The organism is Bradyrhizobium shewense, from assembly GCF_900094605.1.
GTDB classification, from domain to species: domain Bacteria; phylum Pseudomonadota; class Alphaproteobacteria; order Rhizobiales; family Xanthobacteraceae; genus Bradyrhizobium; species Bradyrhizobium shewense.
Window position 1 is genome coordinate 1 of the sequence record NZ_FMAI01000062.1, and the last position, 17,442, is coordinate 17,442.

General features: G+C 64.1%; 20 protein-coding genes and 1 pseudogene. 11 read left to right on the plus strand and 10 right to left on the minus strand.

The features are described 5' to 3' along the window. Positions 1–754 precede the first annotated feature (754 nt). Positions 755–1,309: a PAS domain-containing protein gene (locus GA0061098_RS42235; protein ID WP_091967830.1), complete on the plus strand. Its 555-nt coding sequence runs from the start codon at positions 755–757 to the stop codon at positions 1,307–1,309. Positions 1,310–1,417: 108 nt separating this feature from the next. Further along, positions 1,418–2,551 carry a DJ-1/PfpI family protein gene (locus GA0061098_RS42240; protein ID WP_091967833.1) on the plus strand — a complete coding sequence of 378 codons (1,134 nt, stop codon included), beginning with the start codon at positions 1,418–1,420 and terminating at the stop codon, positions 2,549–2,551. An 8-nt stretch (positions 2,552–2,559) separates the two neighbouring features. Here the strand turns inward: GA0061098_RS42240 and GA0061098_RS42245 are convergent, their stop codons facing one another. Continuing rightward, positions 2,560–2,946, minus strand: coding sequence for a COG4315 family predicted lipoprotein (locus tag GA0061098_RS42245; protein WP_201759665.1), 387 nt, complete (start codon positions 2,944–2,946; stop codon positions 2,560–2,562). Positions 2,947–3,092: 146 nt separating this feature from the next. Between GA0061098_RS42245 and GA0061098_RS42250 the strand changes: the two genes are divergently transcribed. Both GA0061098_RS42250 and GA0061098_RS42255 read left to right on the plus strand, forming a co-directional pair. Then, entirely contained in the window at positions 3,093–3,599 is a 507-nt protein-coding gene (locus tag GA0061098_RS42250; RefSeq protein WP_091967836.1) for a GNAT family N-acetyltransferase, read from the plus strand. A 126-nt stretch (positions 3,600–3,725) separates the two neighbouring features. After that, positions 3,726–4,034 (plus strand): hypothetical protein, encoded by a 309-nt coding sequence (locus GA0061098_RS42255; RefSeq protein ID WP_091967839.1) that lies wholly within the window; start codon positions 3,726–3,728, stop codon positions 4,032–4,034. Positions 4,035–4,110: 76 nt separating this feature from the next. On the opposite strand, the gene GA0061098_RS42260 is transcribed toward GA0061098_RS42255, so the two are convergent. Then, positions 4,111–6,081 (minus strand): DEAD/DEAH box helicase, encoded by a 1,971-nt coding sequence (locus tag GA0061098_RS42260; protein ID WP_091967842.1) that lies wholly within the window; start codon positions 6,079–6,081, stop codon positions 4,111–4,113. Positions 6,082–6,363: 282 nt separating this feature from the next. Between GA0061098_RS42260 and GA0061098_RS42265 the strand changes: the two genes are divergently transcribed. Next, positions 6,364–6,717 (plus strand): cupin domain-containing protein, encoded by a 354-nt coding sequence (locus GA0061098_RS42265; protein ID WP_091967845.1) that lies wholly within the window; start codon positions 6,364–6,366, stop codon positions 6,715–6,717. Positions 6,718–6,740: 23 nt separating this feature from the next. Here GA0061098_RS42265 and GA0061098_RS42270 read toward each other — a convergent pair whose 3' ends face one another. The 3 genes and pseudogenes from GA0061098_RS42270 to GA0061098_RS42280 all read right to left on the minus strand — a co-directional run bounded on the left by GA0061098_RS42270 (position 6,741) and on the right by GA0061098_RS42280 (position 9,034). Next, positions 6,741–7,253 carry a hypothetical protein gene (locus GA0061098_RS42270; protein WP_091967848.1) on the minus strand — a complete coding sequence of 171 codons (513 nt, stop codon included), beginning with the start codon at positions 7,251–7,253 and terminating at the stop codon, positions 6,741–6,743. Positions 7,254–7,364: 111 nt separating this feature from the next. Then, a pseudogene (locus GA0061098_RS45520) lies at positions 7,365–8,127 on the minus strand (IS5 family transposase). 223 nt (positions 8,128–8,350) lie between these two features. Further along, positions 8,351–9,034 carry a TetR/AcrR family transcriptional regulator gene (locus GA0061098_RS42280; RefSeq protein ID WP_091967853.1) on the minus strand — a complete coding sequence of 228 codons (684 nt, stop codon included), beginning with the start codon at positions 9,032–9,034 and terminating at the stop codon, positions 8,351–8,353. A gap of 211 nt (positions 9,035–9,245) precedes the next feature. Between GA0061098_RS42280 and GA0061098_RS42285 the strand changes: the two genes are divergently transcribed. The 4 genes from GA0061098_RS42285 (at position 9,246) to GA0061098_RS42300 (ending at position 12,228) form a co-directional block, all read left to right on the plus strand. After that, positions 9,246–10,139 carry an NAD(P)/FAD-dependent oxidoreductase gene (locus GA0061098_RS42285; protein ID WP_165637969.1) on the plus strand — a complete coding sequence of 298 codons (894 nt, stop codon included), beginning with the start codon at positions 9,246–9,248 and terminating at the stop codon, positions 10,137–10,139. 21 nt (positions 10,140–10,160) lie between these two features. Next, entirely contained in the window at positions 10,161–10,634 is a 474-nt protein-coding gene (locus tag GA0061098_RS42290; protein ID WP_091967883.1) for a methyltransferase family protein, read from the plus strand. A gap of 141 nt (positions 10,635–10,775) precedes the next feature. Then, on the plus strand, positions 10,776–11,234 hold the full coding sequence (locus GA0061098_RS42295) for a nuclear transport factor 2 family protein (protein WP_018322129.1): 459 nt from the start codon (positions 10,776–10,778) through the stop codon (positions 11,232–11,234). A 130-nt stretch (positions 11,235–11,364) separates the two neighbouring features. Next, positions 11,365–12,228 (plus strand): class I SAM-dependent methyltransferase, encoded by an 864-nt coding sequence (locus tag GA0061098_RS42300; protein WP_091967859.1) that lies wholly within the window; start codon positions 11,365–11,367, stop codon positions 12,226–12,228. Positions 12,229–12,344: 116 nt separating this feature from the next. Here the strand turns inward: GA0061098_RS42300 and GA0061098_RS42305 are convergent, their stop codons facing one another. The 3 genes from GA0061098_RS42305 to GA0061098_RS42315 all read right to left on the minus strand — a co-directional run bounded on the left by GA0061098_RS42305 (position 12,345) and on the right by GA0061098_RS42315 (position 14,521). Next, entirely contained in the window at positions 12,345–12,773 is a 429-nt protein-coding gene (locus tag GA0061098_RS42305) for a VOC family protein (RefSeq protein WP_091967861.1), read from the minus strand. A 110-nt stretch (positions 12,774–12,883) separates the two neighbouring features. Next, positions 12,884–13,366, minus strand: a complete 483-nt coding sequence (locus GA0061098_RS42310) for a DUF5680 domain-containing protein (RefSeq protein ID WP_091967864.1) — start codon at positions 13,364–13,366, stop codon at positions 12,884–12,886. A 3-nt stretch (positions 13,367–13,369) separates the two neighbouring features. Further along, positions 13,370–14,521 carry a zinc-binding dehydrogenase gene (locus GA0061098_RS42315; RefSeq protein ID WP_091967867.1) on the minus strand — a complete coding sequence of 384 codons (1,152 nt, stop codon included), beginning with the start codon at positions 14,519–14,521 and terminating at the stop codon, positions 13,370–13,372. A gap of 174 nt (positions 14,522–14,695) precedes the next feature. Here GA0061098_RS42315 and GA0061098_RS42320 point away from each other — a divergent pair, with 174 nt between their 5' ends. Further along, positions 14,696–15,634: an acyl-CoA desaturase gene (locus GA0061098_RS42320; protein WP_091967870.1), complete on the plus strand. Its 939-nt coding sequence runs from the start codon at positions 14,696–14,698 to the stop codon at positions 15,632–15,634. Continuing rightward, a complete protein-coding gene (locus GA0061098_RS42325) occupies positions 15,624–16,103 on the plus strand; it encodes a GNAT family N-acetyltransferase (RefSeq protein ID WP_091967873.1) in 480 nt (159 codons plus the stop codon). Before GA0061098_RS42320 ends, GA0061098_RS42325 begins: the two co-directional genes overlap by 11 nt. Here the strand turns inward: GA0061098_RS42325 and GA0061098_RS42330 are convergent. Then, on the minus strand, positions 16,087–16,884 hold the full coding sequence (locus GA0061098_RS42330; RefSeq protein ID WP_165637967.1) for a class I SAM-dependent methyltransferase: 798 nt from the start codon (positions 16,882–16,884) through the stop codon (positions 16,087–16,089). The two genes, GA0061098_RS42325 and GA0061098_RS42330, sit on opposite strands and share 17 nt — an antisense overlap. 239 nt (positions 16,885–17,123) lie before the next feature. Then, positions 17,124–17,442: transposase (locus GA0061098_RS42335; protein ID WP_129591113.1), on the minus strand; the 319-nt coding region annotated here is incomplete at its 5' end.

Genomic DNA, 17,442 nt, shown 5'->3' on the forward strand with positions numbered 1-17,442 from the left:
GTGATGGCCTGCGGCGCGTTGGCGATGCGCTCCGGCACGCCTAAACCGTCATCGAAGATATCGAGGTGTTGTTTGGAGACGTCGATTCCGACGCAACGAGCGGGTATGATCACGGTGCCTGTCCCTGTGATGCGAGGTCTGTTGGCGCAGCCTCGTGCAACTGTTCAGGTTGGTAATGGAACGGGCGGGAGACCGAGCCGGCTCACGGCGTCAAGCGCCAAGGACCCAACGGCTTCCCGCCCAACCCCATCCTGACAGACTTCCAAGACACAGGGACCCAGAAGCCAAGCACTCGCTGCTGCGTGGGCCCCGGCTCTGCAGCGCATCACTGAAGAAGTGCTGCGCTGCGTCCGGGGCACGAAGCCTAATCGCTGAAAAAGGAAAAGGCAGGGCCCTGGGAAGCCCTGCCTGTCCGTGTCGGCCTTCCGGTGCCGGAGGAATGAAGGTGTATCCCCACCCCTCCCCGCGGCCCGTGACCAAACTGTTTGACGCCCTGTGTACAGGCCCCGCCGAGAACCTGGATGAAAGCGGCGAGGCTTGCGACTGCGATCACCATAGCAGCGCCGCGCGAGGGGCAAAGGCCATAGTTAATTTAACGTTAACAACGCAAAGACTGCCTTAACGGGGGCGAAAACGCTCTCCCGGCATGGACGCTGCAAATCCCCTCCTGCACAACATCACAAGGGATCGCGGGTGCACTGAAGCGGGACAGCTTTGTCCCTTCGAGGTTGCACCCCGGGATAAGCGTTCAGACATGAAACATCCGTCGAGCCGCGCGTTCTTCGCGTATTGGGACAAGAAGCGCGGCGCCGCACGGGCTCCCGACAGGGCCGACATCGATCCGGCCGCGGTCCGCGGCCTGCTCGGCGACATTTTTGTCCTCTCCTGCGAGCCCAATCTCGGCTTTCCCTTCCGCGTCGCGGGCACGCGCGTCTGCGCTCTCGCGGGGTGTGACCTCAAGGACCAGAGCTTTGCGGCGCTGTTCACGGCCGCGAGCCGCGGCGAGATCGAGGAGATCACGACAATCGTCGCCGACGAGGCGTTAGGTGCGATCGCCGGCGTCACGGCCGCGCGCGAGGACGGCAGCAAGGCCTATCTCGAGCTGTTGCTGCTGCCCTTCAACGCCCGCCCGCACACGCCGGTGAGCGTAACAGGCGTGCTCGCGCCGTTCGACGACGAATGCGGCGCGCTTTCAACCTTCACCCTCACCTCCTGGCGCTATCTGCACCAGCCGGAGAAGCTGCTGCCGCGCGCGATCCGCAAATTGCAGATCGCACGCGGGCTGATGGTGTATGAGGGGCTGAGATAGTCTCGCGCATGCGGATGGCCGTTTTTGCCGGATCTGCGTCATTCCTGATGTCGTCGCCAAGGGTTAGCTTCCGCCTCGCGTGAAGCACGAGGTTCGGGTGACATCATCATGACATGGCGCGTTCTGGCGTTGAGCGGCCTCGGCTGCGTGGCGCTGCTGGCGGCAATCGGCGGAACCTGGCTGTTCCTGCTGCCTGGCGCGCCGGCTCAGGGAACCGCGCCCGCGATATCCAAGGAGGAGACCGAGGCGACGCTTGCGGCGCTGAAGCCGCCGAAGCGCAAACGCCCGCTGATCGCCATCGTCGGCATCAACGACATGAGCGAGACGACCGACTATCTGATGCCCTACGGCATCCTCGCGCGCGCCGATGTCGCCGACGTCCTCACATTGGCGACGCAGCCCGGACCCGTCACGCTCTATCCCGCGCTGAAAGTGCAGCCGCATGCGACCATCGCCGAGTTCGACGCGGCGCATCCCGATGGCGCCGACTACGTGATCGTGCCCGCGATGAGCCGCGAAGACGATGCCGTGGTGGTGCAATGGATCAGAAGCCAGGCCAGTAAGGGCGCGATCATCGTCGGCGTCTGCGTCGGCGCCAAGGTCGTTGCCAACACCGGACTGCTCGACGGCCGGCAGGCCACCACGCACTGGTATTCGGTGCGCGATCTGCAGAAGCATTCCGCGATCCGCTATGTCGCGGACCGCAGGCTGGTGGTCGATCGCGGCGTCGCGACGACGACCGGCATCACCGCGTCCATGCCGATGGCCCTGACCCTGGTCGAGGCCATCGCCGGCCGCGCCAGGGCCGAGGCGGTCGCCCGCGACATCGGTCTTGCGGAGTGGAATGCGCGCCATCGCAGCGCGGCGTTCCAGTTCACACGCCCGTTCGCTTTGACGGCAATCGCCAACACGCTCGCATTCTGGAACCGCGAGCAACTCGGAACCGCGCTGACGCCAGGCATCGACGAGGTCTCGCTGGCGCTAATCGCCGATGCGTGGTCGCGCACCTATCGCTTGCGCGCCCTCACCTTCGCTGCCACGGCAGAGCCGCAGATGAGCCGTGGCGGTCTCCGCATCCTGCCGGACAACATCGCGGCCGACTGGCCGGCATCGCTAACGCCGCCGGCCGCCGTCGACATGCCGCCGGCGCCAGCGCTGGACCAGACGCTATCCGCCATCGACGCGCGCTACGGGTCGCGCACGGCCGATTTCGTCGCGATGCAGCTCGAATATCCGAGATAGATGCGCCGTTACGGCATCGCCAGATGCCAGGCGCCGTTCAAGAAGCCGTCGCCGGTGACGTCGCCGGGCTTCTGGTCCTTGGCGAAGGTGTAGAGCGGCTTGCCCTTGTAGGCCCACTGCTTCGAGCCGTCGTCGCGCGTGATGATGGTGTAGCCGTCGCCCGCTGCATCGCTCGCCTCGGCCTTCAGCACCGGCCAGTTCGTCGCGCATGGACCGTTGCAGGCGGACTTGCCGTCCGCGTCCTTGTCGAAGGTGTAGAGCGTCATGCCCTTGGCATCGGTGAGCACGTTGCCCTTGTCGGACTTGCCGGTCTTGGTCGGCGGTGCGGCCAAGGCGGCGGGAACGATCGCGAGCGAGAGTGCCAGCGAGAGCGCGAGGCGGATCGAGGACGTCATGATATCTCCTGTCATGCAATTGGCTTGCATGGGTAGGACGCCGCGGGAGGCGTCGTATTCCTGAGATGGCGGCAAAGATATTTTTCGCTGCGGGCGCCGATGCTGCGGAATAAACTGGATCAACCGAGACGGAACGACGGAAAGACATGAGCAAGCCGCATTGGCGTCCCGCCCACGCATCCGACCTGCCCGCGATCAGCGCGATCGCGGCGCGGATTCATCCTGCTCTTCCTGAAAGCCCCGAAGTGCTCGCGGAGAAGATGCGGCTCTATCCCGACGGATGCCGCGTGCTGATCGCCGGCGATGAGATCGCCGGCTACGGACTCGCGCATCCCTGGAAGCAACACCGGATCCCGCCGCTCGACGGCTTGCTCGCACGACTGCCTGACGATGCGGATTGCCTCTACGTCCATGATGTTGCGGTCCTGCCCGATTTTCGCGGCGGCGTCGTGCGCCCCTATGTTGCCGATGTCGAGCAGCTGGCGCGTGCGTCAGGCATCGCAACGCTCGCACTGGTCTCGGTCTATACCACGCGGCCGCTGTGGCAACGTCTCGGCTTTCGGCCCGTCACGGCGGACGCGGCACTGCGCGCAAAGCTGGCATCCTATGGCGAAGGCTCGACGTACATGCTGCGCGACCTTACCGCGGCGTAATGTCCCTCGCCGGCCAGCCGGCTCACGGGGGCGTGAAGCCGCGCCCTCGAACCGGGTCAGGTGGCGCTCCGTCGAAGGTGTGTGCGAGCCGTTCCGGTCTCGCCGAACCGAGGCTGGAGAGTATCCATGAAGCTCACGTTGTCGAAGATTGCCTTGATTGCATGCGTTGCGACGAGCGCGTTCGCCGCGACCAGCGCCAACGCGGCGCCCCACCGAACCGATGGTTGCCAGTTCGCCTTTTTCGAAGGCTGTGGCATCGTGTTCGAGCAGCCGAACCCCGGCCGCTCCCGCAGCAGCGTCATTCCCGTCCGCGATACCTCGCCGACCTACATGAAGCAGACCGACCCGCGCTACAGCTCGTCGATGCGCGATGCCGGCGGCGGTGGTGGCGGCGGAGGCGGTGGTGGTGGTGGCGGCGGCGGCGGTGGCCGCTGAGCTCACACCCGACTTTTCAGTGATGTCGCCGGTGCAACCCGGCGGCATCATTGTCGTCTGCGCTGAACGGCGCCGGTCAGCCGCGATGCTTTTTCTTTTTCGGCTTCTTTCCAGGCGCGCCCTTCGCGGGCCACGGCGTGACCGACGGCTCTGCGTGACCCGGCTTGTTCTTGTGCTTCTTCTTGCCGAAAGACGGAGCATCGTCGAATTTCGGCCCGCGCTCGCCTTGAGGCTTGCCGCGCGGCTTGAACTCGCTCTTGTCGCGCGGACGATCGTCGCGACGTTCACGATGATCGCTGTCGCGGCTCTCGCGCCGAGGCGGGTGTGACCGCTCTTCCGAAGGCGCCTGTTGCTGTGGCGCGCCCGCCATCGGCTCAAGGCGGATATTGTCTTCCTTGTCCGGACGCTTGATCTTGACGGCGAAGGACTCCGCGACCCGCTCGGAAATCTCGAACTCGGTCGTGGTGTCCATGATCTTGATGGCGCCGATATCGCCCTTGTCGATGCCGCCGCGACGGCAGATCATCGGCAGCAGCCAGCGCGCTTCCGCATTCTTGCGTCGTCCGATGTTGGCGCGGAACCAGACGCTGGCCTCTCCCATGCCGTGACGCGGCGAGGATTTGCCTGATTTCGATCGCGGCCCCGCAGGGCGATCATCGCCGCGTGAGGTGCGGCCATCGTCGCGCGGCGTGCGAACATTTTCCCGACCGCGATCATCGCGCGGCCGGCCGCTGCGCTCGCCGGGATCGAGGATGTCTTCGGGCGACGGCAGCCGCGCGCGATAAAGCCGCGCCAAGGCTGCTGCGATATCCTCGGCCGATCGCTCGGCCAGCAGCGCCTGGGCCAGTACCAGATCGTCCGCCGTCGTCTCCTCGGTGAACAGCACGTCCTTCATGCGCTCATGGTCGAGCTTGCGGATTTCGTCCGCCTGCGGCGCCGTGCCCCAGTCGGCATCGACACCTGCGAGATTGAGCAGCAGCTCCGCGCGACGCCGCCGGGCGGGCGGCACCAGCAGGACGCTGGTCCCCTTGCGTCCGGCGCGCCCGGTTCGGCCCGAGCGGTGCTGCATCACCTCGGCATCATTGGGCAGGTCGGCATGAATGACGAGGTCGAGGCTCGGCAGGTCGATGCCGCGGGCGGCAACGTCGGTCGCGACGCAAACGCGCGCGCGGCCGTCACGCAGCGACTGCAACGCCATGGTCCGCTCGTTCTGCGTCAATTCACCCGACAGAGCGACGACGGAAAATCCGCGCTCCAGGAGCGCCGCCTGCAAATGCCTGACGTGATCGCGCGTGCTGCAAAACACCAGCGCGCTCGGCGCCTCGTAGAAGCGCAGCACGTTGACGACCGCATGCTCGGCATCGGCGGGCGCGATCCGGATGGCGCGGTACTCGATATCGGCATGACCGCCTTCGTCGCCGGCGACCTCGATCCGGAACGCCTGCTGCTGATACTGCTTGGCCAGCGCGACGATGCCGCGCGGGAACGTTGCCGAGAACAGCAGGGTGCGGCGCGTCTCCGGCGTGGTCTCGAGGATGAACTCCATGTCCTCGCGAAAGCCGAGATTGAGCATCTCGTCGGCCTCGTCAAGGACGACCGCTTTCAATTCCGAAATGTCGAGACGGCCGCGGCGCAAATGATCGCACAACCGGCCGGGCGTACCGACGACGATGTGAGCACCCGCGGCAAGCTCGCGCTGCTCGCGGCGCGGATCCATGCCGCCGACGCAGGAGACGACGCGCGTCTCCGCATGCTGGTAGATCCAGGCGAGCTCACGCTGAACCTGCATCGCGAGCTCGCGGGTCGGCGCCACGATCAAGGCGAGCGGAGCGGCCGCCCGCTCGAACCGCTCGGCATCGCCAAGCAGATCCTTGGCCATGGCGAGGCCATAAGCGAGGGTCTTGCCGGAGCCGGTCTGGGCCGAAACCAGGAGGTCGCGGCCGGCGGCTTCGTCCGCGAGCACGGCGAGCTGAACGGGGGTTGGCGAATCGTAGTTCCGCTCGGCCAAAGCGCGGGCGAGCGGCGGGGTCAGGGCCGGAAAAGACACGGGATGGAGAACCTTGGTTAATTCAGGCGCGCAAACGGTGAGCCGAGGGGCCTGAGCTGCATGCGCGGCAAACGGCCCGGCCGCACGCTGATTTGATCTGGGCGCTCTTTACGCCAAGTGCCCGGAAATCACCATGCCTATGATGCATGGCTTCGCGCAGAGAACCGCGCTTAGAGGTTGCGGAGGATTTTTACCGCCACCTCGATCGGTCAATGGATACGGTCTTGCCGCACCGGCCATCCGATACCAAATCGTTTCTCACATGAGAAGCACGGGGGAAACATGGCCGACAAAATATCGCTCGCCGACAAGCTCGCGACCTTTGAGGACCTCTGGTCTCCGCGCACCATCACGACCTTCAATGATTGCGACGTGATGGTGGTGAAGGTGAAGGGTGAGTTCACCTGGCACAAGCACGACGATACCGACGACTTCTTTCTGGTCCTGAAGGGCAATCTGGACATCGAATTGCGGGATCGCACGGTGACGCTCGGTCCCGGCGAGCTCTATGTCGTGCCCAAAGGTGTCGAACATCGCCCGGTGGCGCGCGAGGAGGTTCATCTCCTGCTCATCGAGGCGACCGGCACGCCGAACACGGGCGACAAGGCGACCGCCGCGGCGCGCAAGCTTACGTAGAGGGCAATTCTCCCGGCGCGGGTCTAATCCCTGGAGGTCGCCAGCTTGCTGAAACTGCCGACCAGCTTGGCCCTCGCCCGGGCCACCGCGTCCTTCGCCGCGCCGCTCAAGGTGCGGATGGCGCGCCAGGCTTCGGTCGCCTGCAGCCACGCCTTCGCCGCGGCGTATTTTCCGTATGCCCAGGCGAACGCAGGAATCCGCATCAGCTTGTCGCGCGTGAGATGAAACAGGCGCTCGACCAGCACGAGCTTGAGCAGTTCACCGGCGATCAAAGTCACGGCGCCGCTCACGATTTGACCGGTTGCGGCAAGGTAGGCCGCCACCGGCTTGACCGGCTCCAGAATGATCACGGGCACCGAAAACAGGGCGAGCGACGGATAAGGTGGGAGCCCCCTGATCCAGACGCGCAATCGCCTGAATTCGAAATGCCGTCCGATCCAGCGCGCTATTGGCCGCGCCACGGCCATGAAGACCGCATCCACCACGAAGTAGATGGCAGCCAGCACGTAAGTGAAGGGTTTCAGGATTCGCTTCACGATCGCTCTCCTGGGAACTGAAAGCCGCAACCTGGACCTAAGTTTCACCGCGGCGTGAATAACTCGGGGATTACCGGTGGAACTTTTCGGGCGACGGACGCGGCAACTGGGCTAGGACGCGGACTCATTAAGGCGCAGCCACAGCCTGATTGAAGTGAGTTGAACGAAGGCAAGGTAGTTGGCGGCAAGCCTGTCGTAGCGTGTCGCCACACGACAACATTGCTTGATCCTGTTGAAGAACCGCTCGACCTAGTTGCGAGCACGGTAGAGATAAGGGCTAAAGCAGATCGGATCGCTGCGATTGCTCTTTGGCGGGATGTTGGCCCACGCGCCCTTCTTCATCGCAAGTTCTCTGATCCAGTCGGCGTCATAGCCACGGTCGGCGAGTAACATTGCCCCGGATTTCAGACGAGACAGCAGTTTTCCGGCTAGTCGAACGTCGTGCGCCTCACCGGGGCTCAGCGCCAGCCGTACCGGCAGACCATTGCTATCGACCACCGCATGAATTTTTGCTCGTCAAGCCGCCGCGTGACCCGCCCATCGATTGGCGCTGGTTTCTCGTAACGCAGGCTCCATGCTGGTGCACGCGGACAATAGATGTGTCGATCATCTGGACAGCGGCATCATGAGCAGTGGCAAGTGCGTCTATGATGCGGCCCCAGACACCAGCCCGCCGCCAACGGACGAAACGGTTATAGCAGGTCGTGTAAGGGCCAAAATGATCCGGCAGATCGCGCCAAGGTGCCCCGGATCGCAGGACCTAGAAGATGCCGCTTAAAACACGTCGGTCGTTTACCCGAGGAACGCCACGAGGCTTGTTTGGCAGCATCGGCTTGATGGCAAGCCATTCATAGTCGGCGAGTTCGTAGCGCATGATTCGTCCCCCCAGTTTGGGGTTTGAATCATGGGGGGCGGTCCAAGCGCAACGCTTCTGGCCTGGCTCGGCGCTCTCTGGGAGCTTCAGCTAACCGACAGCCCTCGTTGAGTCCGTCGAGAATGATTCAAAGCGGACGTTAGTCGGACCGTGCGGCCGACTCGTCAATTTTCATGATCGGCTGGCCTGCCTTGACCTGCTGGCCGATTCAGTCACGCACGCTTCAAATTTTGTTTTTTGACCTTGAGGCAGGCAAATCTCCGCCCGCGTGGTCGTTGCCACGGTGCGCGGCGATGAACATGGCGACGGCCGACCGGCAATAGGATTCGATTTCGTTGTCGTCCTCTGCTTTCGCCTGATCGAAGCGTGCGATCATCAGGAGATCGGATCCTTTGAAAAGCGCGGCAAACAAGCGGGCGGACCGGAGAGGATCGGGCACGTTCAGAAGCCCCTTCGCGTGCAACTGACGCAACAGGGCCTCGATTTGGGCGACAACATGGGCGGGGCCGGCTTCAAAATGGAGCTTGCTTAACGCGTTTTGACTCGTCTTGTCGGCCATGACCATGGCTTCGACACTGCGGACGTCCGATCTCAACAGCGTGCGAAGGAGCAATGATCCCACCGCCATGAGCTGGTCTTCGACCGGACCGTCGACGCCTTCAAGAAGGGACTGTGGTGCAAACAACTGCTGGCAGCCGGCCGCCATGGCCGCGCCGAACAGCGCCTCCTTGTTGTCGAAGTGCCTGTAGATGCTGAGCTTGGATATCTTCGCTCGCTGGGCGACCTTGTCCAAGGTCGTCGCCTGAAAACCCAATTCCAAAAAGAGTTCCCGCGCGGCGTCGACGATCGTTTGGCCAAGCGCCTCGTTGGCGGGCCGGCCGCGCCGGCCCTGGCTGTTTTCGGTCACGATAATTCCAGTACTTGACAGTATTCTAATTCTTGAGTTACGATACCATGAAGTATCTGAAATGTGCAAGCCAATGGGTAGGGTGACTTCTTCGATGCAACGACGAGCCCTGCTGCAGTTGGCTGCGCTTTCTACCATCGGCCTCGCCCGCGCTCAGGCCACCGCCAAGCCCGACCCGTCTCCCTCCATCCACAACACGGAGCCCATCACCATGGAAGACGTCATCATCATCGGCGGCAGCTTTGCTGGTCTCGCCGGCGCTCTGCAGCTCGGCCGTGCCCGCCGCAAGGTCACTGTTCTCGATACCGGTCTGCCACGCAACCGCTTCGCCGGCCACTCGCATGGCCTGCTCGGTCACGATCACAAGCCGCCGCTGGATATCCTGGCCGAGGCCCGGCAGCAGCTGGCGCGTTATCCCGCGATCAAGCTGGTCAGTGCCCGGGCCGAAAGTGTCTCCGGCGCCATCGACGATTTCAAGGTCCTCACGTCCGATGGCGAAAGCCTTGGGGCGCGGCGCCTGATCCTGAGCTATGGCGTCGCCGACCAGATGCCTGATGTTCCGGGCTTTGCCGAAAGCTGGGGCACGTCGATCGTGCCCTGCCCCTATTGCGACGGCTTTGAAGTCGCCGGCCAGCATTGGGGCCTCGTCTGGTCCAGTCCGCAGTCGCACAATCAGGTCAGGCTGTTCCACGATTGGACCGACAAGTTGACGCTCTTCGCCGATGGTCACGACATTCCGCCCGATATCCAGGCCGATCTGGCGCGCCGCAACGTACCTGTCGTCGATGGCCGGATCGTCGAGATCGCCCATCACGAGGGCCATATCGCCACCGTCAATCTCGATACCGGCCGCAAAGTCGCAGTCGACATCCTGTTCGCCAATCCGCGCACCAAGCCGTCCGCAAGCCTGCATGAATCACTGGGCCTCGCCACCGTGCCGACGCCCGCCGGCATCGTCCTCAAGGTCGACGAGCGCCGCCAAACCAGCATGCCCGGCATCTACGCCGCCGGCGACCTCGCCACGCCCTTCTTGCCCTCGGTCACCCAGGCATCATCGCAGGGCGCGATGGCGGGTATCTTCGCCCAGCAGTCGATGGTGGTTTGAGAGCACAGATGGGAGATGAGCATGGCCGTCGAACCGGACAGCGCGGATGTGCGCTTCCCTCCGCCCTTCGTCTATGTGGGAGCGCTGCTGTTGGGGCTGGCGGCGGAGCGGTTCGTCACCCTGCCCTCTTTCGGCATTGACAGGCGGTTGCTGGTCGCGACCGGCGCGCTGCTGTTCGTCGCCGGCGCGGCGATGATGCTTGCGGCGGCGGGGCTGTTCCGGCGGATGGGCACCAACGTTCCGCCGTCGCAGCCAACGACCCTCATCGCAACAACCGGCCCTTATCGGTGGACCCGCAATCCCATGTATCTCGGCATGGCGCTTATCTATGCCGGCCTTGCGATCGGCTTCGACGGGCCGATCGCCTTCGCCTTGCTCCCGTTGGTGCTAATCGCGATCCAGACGCAGGTGATCGCCCGCGAGGAGCGCTATCTCGAAGCGAAGTTCGGCGAGGACTACCGCCGCTACAAGGCCGAGGTTCGCCGCTGGCTCTGACTATTCCGCCGCTGCCGCCTGCGGGGCCGCCCGTCGGCCAGCTTTCCCAACGGATCGCCGTCGTTACCCGGAGCAGCTTTCAGTATCTGGAAAGTATCCATCCGTCTTGCAGAGCCGTCTATCCAACAACAGGTGGCATCAATGGTCTACAGTCTAATTGTCAAAAAAGAGATCCGCAGGAGCTTCGATCATGTCAACAACCAGCGTTGGGATGATGCTGCAAAGGGCCTAACACCAAACGCGTATCACTGGGTTGCCGGAAATCATGCGTTGGGGGGTGAGCGACATGGAAAGCAATCGGTGAAGCAGTGGTTCGAGCGCATGGGCCGTGTTTTCCCGAAGCTTCACATAGATATTGAGCAGGTCGAGGTGACGGGTTGGCCATGGAATACCACAGTGTTCGTCAAGTGGCGGGCCAACGCGAGGCTACTTGACGGCCAAAGCTCGTATGTGAACAGGGGTGTCCACGTCTTCAAGTTGCGATGGGGCAAGGTTTATTCGATTGAGGAATACTTCGACTCGCAGGCTGCAGAACGAAGCCTCGCTATCCAAGCTCGTGCTGGTTTGGATGAAGCTGCGGCTGGCCCAATCGTGAGCTAACGCGGATCACTCGTGTGATGCCGCCATCAGCGCACGGCGCCTTATCACTAGTGGAGGCGGGCCGCTGGAGACGAAGCGCGCTTTGGCAACGGATCGCTTCGTCAAGAACGCATCAGAACAAGGATATGTCATGGCAGAGCACAATGCCGATCGGGTCACCGACTGGAATGGCCAAAGCGGGGAACGCTGGGTCGCCCACCAGGCCCAGCTCGACGCCAGGCTGGCGGTGTTCGGCCAGGCCGCGATCGAAGCCGCAGCGCCCGCGGCGGGCGAGCGCGTGCTGGATGTCGGCTGCGGCACGGGCGCGTCAACTCTGGCTCTCGCCGCCCGCGTCGGCGCGGGGGGCCAGGTGCTGGGCGTGGACATATCCGAACCGCTGATCGCCCGCGCGCGCGCGCTTGCGCCACAGGATACGCCGGCCCTGTTCCGCGTGGCCGACGCCAGCAGCGGCGAGCTGCCCCAGGGGGCGTTCGACATCCTGTTCTCGCGTTTCGGAGTGATGTTCTTCGCCGATCCGACAGGGGCGTTCGCGCGTATGCGCCGCGCGCTCAAGCCGGGCGGGCGGGTCGCGTTCGTTTGCTGGCGTGGCGTGGCCGAGAACGATTGGATGCGCCTGCCGATGGGCGCGATCAAAGGCATCGTCCCGCCGATGGCGCCGCCTGATCCCGAAGCGCCCGGTCCATTCTCGTTCGGCGACCGGGGGCGGGTGGCTCGCATCCTGACGGCGGCGGGCTTCACCGATATTGCTCTCGCGCCCTTCGATGTTTCCGTCCCGTTTGGCGAGGGCGCGACGCGGGACGCGGCGATCGACAACGCGGTGAAGATGACGCTCGAGGTCGGCCCGCTGTCGCGCGCGCTTGTTGATCAGCCCGACGACATCCGCGCCCGCGCCTCGGCCGCGGTTCGTGCCGCCTTCGCGGGCCGCGCCGGCGAGCGGTCGATGACGATCAACAGCGCGACGTGGATCGTCACGGCGCGCAATCCGGCAAGCTGAGGGATTAAGAGGGGAAGACGCCCCCGCTCGGTGGAGGGGGGCGCCTTTGGCCGGCCAGCGGGATCAGATGAGGGCGTATTCGCGGTGTCGGAGCAAGCGATTTGTGAGTACGCGCCCTAGATCTCGGCATAGATCTCCAGAAGATTGCCGTCGGGGTCGCGGAAGAACAGCGTGCGATGCCCGAACGACTGGTTGGTCGGCGGCGACACCAGCGCAACGCCCTGCCGAACGAGTTCGTCGGCGCATGCATCGACCTCGGCCGCGGAGACCTTGAACGCCAGTTGCAGCGAGGCACTGCCCGGCGGCGTTGGCGCATCGGCGGCGGTCCGGCTCGGCCGCGCCAGCGCCAGCGTGTTGCCGCCCAGGCCGTACTCGATCCAGTTCGGCGACAGCTCGCGCAGCAGCGGAAAGGCGAGGACATCCTCATAGAAGCGGCACATTGCCGCCATGTCGCGCACGAAGATGACGGTGTAGTCGATCCCGCGGATGGCGTTGAAGGGGGAGCGTGGGCGTTGGCGTGGGTCGGGTATTTGATCGTTTGTCATCGTGGCCTTTATTCCAAATTCCGGCTCGCAGCCCGCATGAAGCAAAGCGGAATGCGGGGCCGGTGTCCCCGGATTGCGCTGCGCTCCATCCGGGCTACAAGCTCGCAAAACTATCGCAGCAAACCGCCACAGTAGCGCAGCTCGTAGAGCTGTGTGCCATCCTGCTGCGCAATCGTCTCGACCCCATGAAAACGATCGAGCGCGCCTTCGACCTCGTTGCGGTAGACCATCCCCGCCTGTTCGAACCGGGGCGGTCCGCGGTATGGCTGCGCGACGCTCACACCCAGCAGCGCGTGACGCAGGAATTTGTAGATCGCGAGGAAAGTCTCCCGGTCCGTGATCTCCGCACGGGCGCCACCACCGTAGCTCATCGACCAGATGACGCGGTCGTCCTTCGACACCGTCTCCTGCCCAACGAAAAATCCCATGCCGAAATAGATATCGCGATAGGCATAAGGCGGCGCGCGATGCTCGAGCTGCTTGGAGCCGGCGAGCAGCGGCGCGGCCACCGTCGCGTCGTCGTCGAGGCCGGCATAGGTGCGCCGTTTGGCCTCGACCAGGAACGCCGCGAGATCGTGCGGGATCGATGGCATCTTCTAGTCCACCAGCTCCGGCCACGGCACGATGGTCGACTTCACCGTCTTCATCGCCATGGCGTCCTTCACCGCCTGCGCGACGCCTTCCTCCGTGAACGGATAGATCGTCTGCATCTTCAGCCAGGGATATTTGCCCGCCGTGCGATAAAGCATGTCGACGCCGAGCGGCAGGTCGTTGCCGGTGAAGCCCCAGGATCCCAGCACGTTGAGGTCCTTGGTGCAGATGCGGTGCCACGAGGTCTCGATCGAGCCGGCGTCGGTGAACTGGCCCATCTCGACATAGGTGCCGCCGTCGCGCAGCATCTCGATGCCTTCGGGGCCTGCGGTGGGGTGTCCCGAGCAGTCCATCACCAGATCAGCACCGAAGCCGCCGACGATCTCGCGCACACGCGCGATGCGCTCCTGCGGCGATTTGATCTCCTCGATGTTCACAGTCGCCTCCGCGCCGAACTCGCGCGCCAGCTTGAGCCGCGGCTCCTCGGGCGCACCGACGCAGATCACGCGCCCTGCCCCCATCTCCTTCGCAGCCGCGACCGCCAGAATGCCGATTGGGCCCGAGCCCTGGATCACCACCGTGTCGCCCCAGGAAAAACCACCGGCGCGGCTGGCGCGGTTGAAGGCGCGGATGCAGGAGGTCAGCGGCTCGGACAGCGCCCCTAACCGCAGCGACATGTCGTCGGGCAACTTGTAGATCTTGGTGCCCGGCAGCATGTCGAGATCGACATAGACATATTCGGCCCAGCCGCCCCACATGTGCGGCGCCTTGTCGAAGCCGAGATAGCGGCCGTAATAGACCGGCGTCAGGCATTTGTTCGCGGTCTGCGGATAATGGATGCAGTAATAGCAATGGCCGCAGGGCATCAGCGGCGGGATCATCACCTTTGATCCGACCTTGAGCGGCTTGCTCATGAAGTCCTCGGTGAACTCGTCGCCGCATTCGACGATGATTCCACCGAGCTCGTGGCCGAGCGTGAACGGCCAGGGCAGCGGCTTCGGCCAATGTCCCTTGAGGATATGCAGATCGGTGCCGCAGACCCCGCATGCGCCCACCTTGATCAGCGCGGCCTTGCGGCCGACCTTCGGCCACGGCACGGTGCGGATGACTGGCTCTGAGCCCGGCCCTGCATGGGTGCAGACGCGAATGGATTCCATGGATATTTCCTCGATGCCCGTCTGTTATGATTGATGGGCGCGGGCTGAGATCAGCCTATGTCACCTCTGCGACATTGCAAATACCAACGCACCCGTTGACACGCCGCAGTTGTATCCGCAGGCTGCACGTCGCCGAGGCGACGCCTGCTTCGGAACTTTGCCAGAGACCAAGCCATGGGCGCGCGACCGGGCTCCGAACGCATCTTCGTCTCGCCAGACACCGATCCGCTGGACGGACGCGTGCAATGGGCGCCGGGCAAATCGCTGTGGCTCGCGGGCATGACGGCAGCCGCAATCGTCCTTGGACCGGTCTGCTTCTCATGGTCGGCCTTCGCGCTCTTCCTTGCGACCAGCGCAATCACGCTCTGCTGCGGGCATTCGGTCGGTATGCACCGCAAACTGATCCATGCGAGCTTCGATTGCCCGCTCTGGCTCGAACATCTCCTTGTCTATCTCGGCACGCTGGTCGGCATGGCCGGCCCGCTCGGCATGATCCGCCTGCATGATTTTCGCGACTGGGCGCAACGCCAACCGAAGCGCCACGACTATTCCTGCCATCGCGCCGGTTTCTGGCGTGATGCGTGGTGGCAATTGCATTGCTGGCTGGTGCTGCGCCATCCACCTGGCTTCGAGCTCGAGCCGCGGCTCGCCAACGACCGGTTCTACGCCTTGGTGGAGCGCACATGGATGTTGCAACAATTGCCGTGGGCTGCGCTTTTCCTCGCGATTGGCGGGATGGACTGGCTGGTCTGGGGCATTTGCGTTCGCGTGAGCGTATGCGTGACCGGACACTGGCTGGTCGGCCACTTCTCCCACACCAGGGGCGACCAGGTCTGGGTCATCGATGGCGTCGCCGCGCAGGGCTACAATGTCCGCCTCGCGGCGCTGATCAGCATGGGGGAGAACTGGCACAACAATCATCACGCCTATCCGGGCTCGGCAAAGCTGGGCCTCTTGTCGGGACAGGTCGATCCCGGCTGGTGGCTGATCCGGACGTTCGAAGCGGTCGGACTCGCCTGGAATGTCAGGACTCCGCACAATCTGCCGGAGCGGCCCGGCCTGCGACGGCTGACGGGCGCCAAGCTGCGCGAGAGTATCGCCGATGCTACGTGACTATCAGCCAGCCGATGCCGACGCGATCGTCCGCGTCGCTCTGGCCGCCTTCGCCGAATTCGAGCAGCACTATTCCGACTGGCCGCTGTTCACGGCCAACGTCGCGAAGATGCCGCAGCTAGCCAAGGCCGGCGAGATCATCGTCGCGGAAGATGGCGGCGAAATCGTCGGCGCCGTCGCCTATGTCGGCGCGCAAGCGCCAAAGCCGGAATTCTTCGATCCGGCCTGGCCGGTCATCCGCATGTTGGTGGTCGACCCTTGCGCGCGCGGCAAGGGAGTAGGCCGGCAACTGACCGAAGAATGCCTGCGCCGCGCCGAGCGTGACCGGTCGCCGGTCATCGCCTTGCATACGACGCAGATCATGACGGTCGCGCTGCCGATGTATCTGCGTATGGGATTTGCGAAAGTGAGCGACGCGCCGGATATTTTGGGCGTGCCCTATGCGGTTTACGTCAAGGCGCTGGCATAGGCGCGCAGACGCATATCTGCCGCATGCTTCCCGCAGCCAACGGGCTACGGTCGAAATCACCGAAGCGCTCGATGAGGCGCAGGCCGCCCGAGGCCACGAGCAACGGCATCTCCTGCGGAAAGATGCTGCGCATCGGCAAGGCGACTTGCCAAAAGTCCTTCTCCATCTCGCTCGACCAGTACCAATCCACGTGCCTGACCTGGGTGAGCGGGTCGTATCTCGCGGTCTCTTCGACCATGATCGCGCCAAGCTCATCATGAACCACCGTGCCGATCAACTCGCGCCTGCCGGGATCGGCGTTGAGCATGGCGATGTCGGGCAGGAACGCGTCGAACACCAGCCGGCCCTGCGGCGACAGGTGCCTGCCGGCCGATCGGAAGAAGCCTCTGAAGTCGTCGAGACTATGTAAATGCAGAACCGAGTTCATGGCGACGATGATGGTGTCGAAGGTGCGGCCCTCGAGATCGAAATCCCGCATGTCCAATCGGACCAGTTCGAGTGAGACCGCCTGCACCTCGGCGCGGCGCCGCGCCTGCGCCAGCATCTCCGCCGACAAATCGCCCCCGACGACCTGAAGCCCTGCCTGGGCCAGCGGAATGGTCAGGCGACCGCTTCCACAGGCAAGATCAAGGACGCGTCCGCCACGTTCGCGCGCGATCTCGACATAGAAGCGTTCAAGGACCCGGTCCGGCGGCGCCATCAAGTCGTATAGATCGGGGCGGTCGTAGAGACTGTTCTGTTCCATGGGGGGGATTGTAGTGGATAAATTCGCGGCCCGCATGAGGCGACTTGTCCGCCGTAGCTCAACGAGCGAGGGCGGAAGCGACATGCGGGAAGATGCCTGCCCCGGATATCGCTTCGCTCATCCGGGCTACGTCTCGTAGTCGGCCACACACACTGCCGTCATCCTGAGGTGCGAGACGTGCGGCGCGTAGCGTCGCGCGGGGAGCCTCGAAGGATGTGCTTGCGGCTCATGCTTCGAGGCTCGCTTCGCTCGCACCTCAGCGACTGTGTTCTTTGTCAAGCGGGTTGCCATGGTTTTCGATCCCTGAGCATGGCGTTGAGGATGGTGATGAGCTTGCGGGCCACGGCGATGAGGGCGACCATTTTCGGCTTACCGGCGCTGACGAGGTGACGATAGAAGAGCTTGAGCTGCGTGTGGCATCGGATGGCCGACAGGGCGGCCATGTAAAGAGCTGCCCGCAAGGCGGTGCGTCCGCCACCGATCTTACTCCGGCCTTTCCATCGGCCGGACTGACGGACGAAGGGAGCAAGCCCGGCAAGGCTTGCGATCTGGCGGCGATTGAGCGCGCCAAGCTCAGGCACTTCGGCAAGGAAG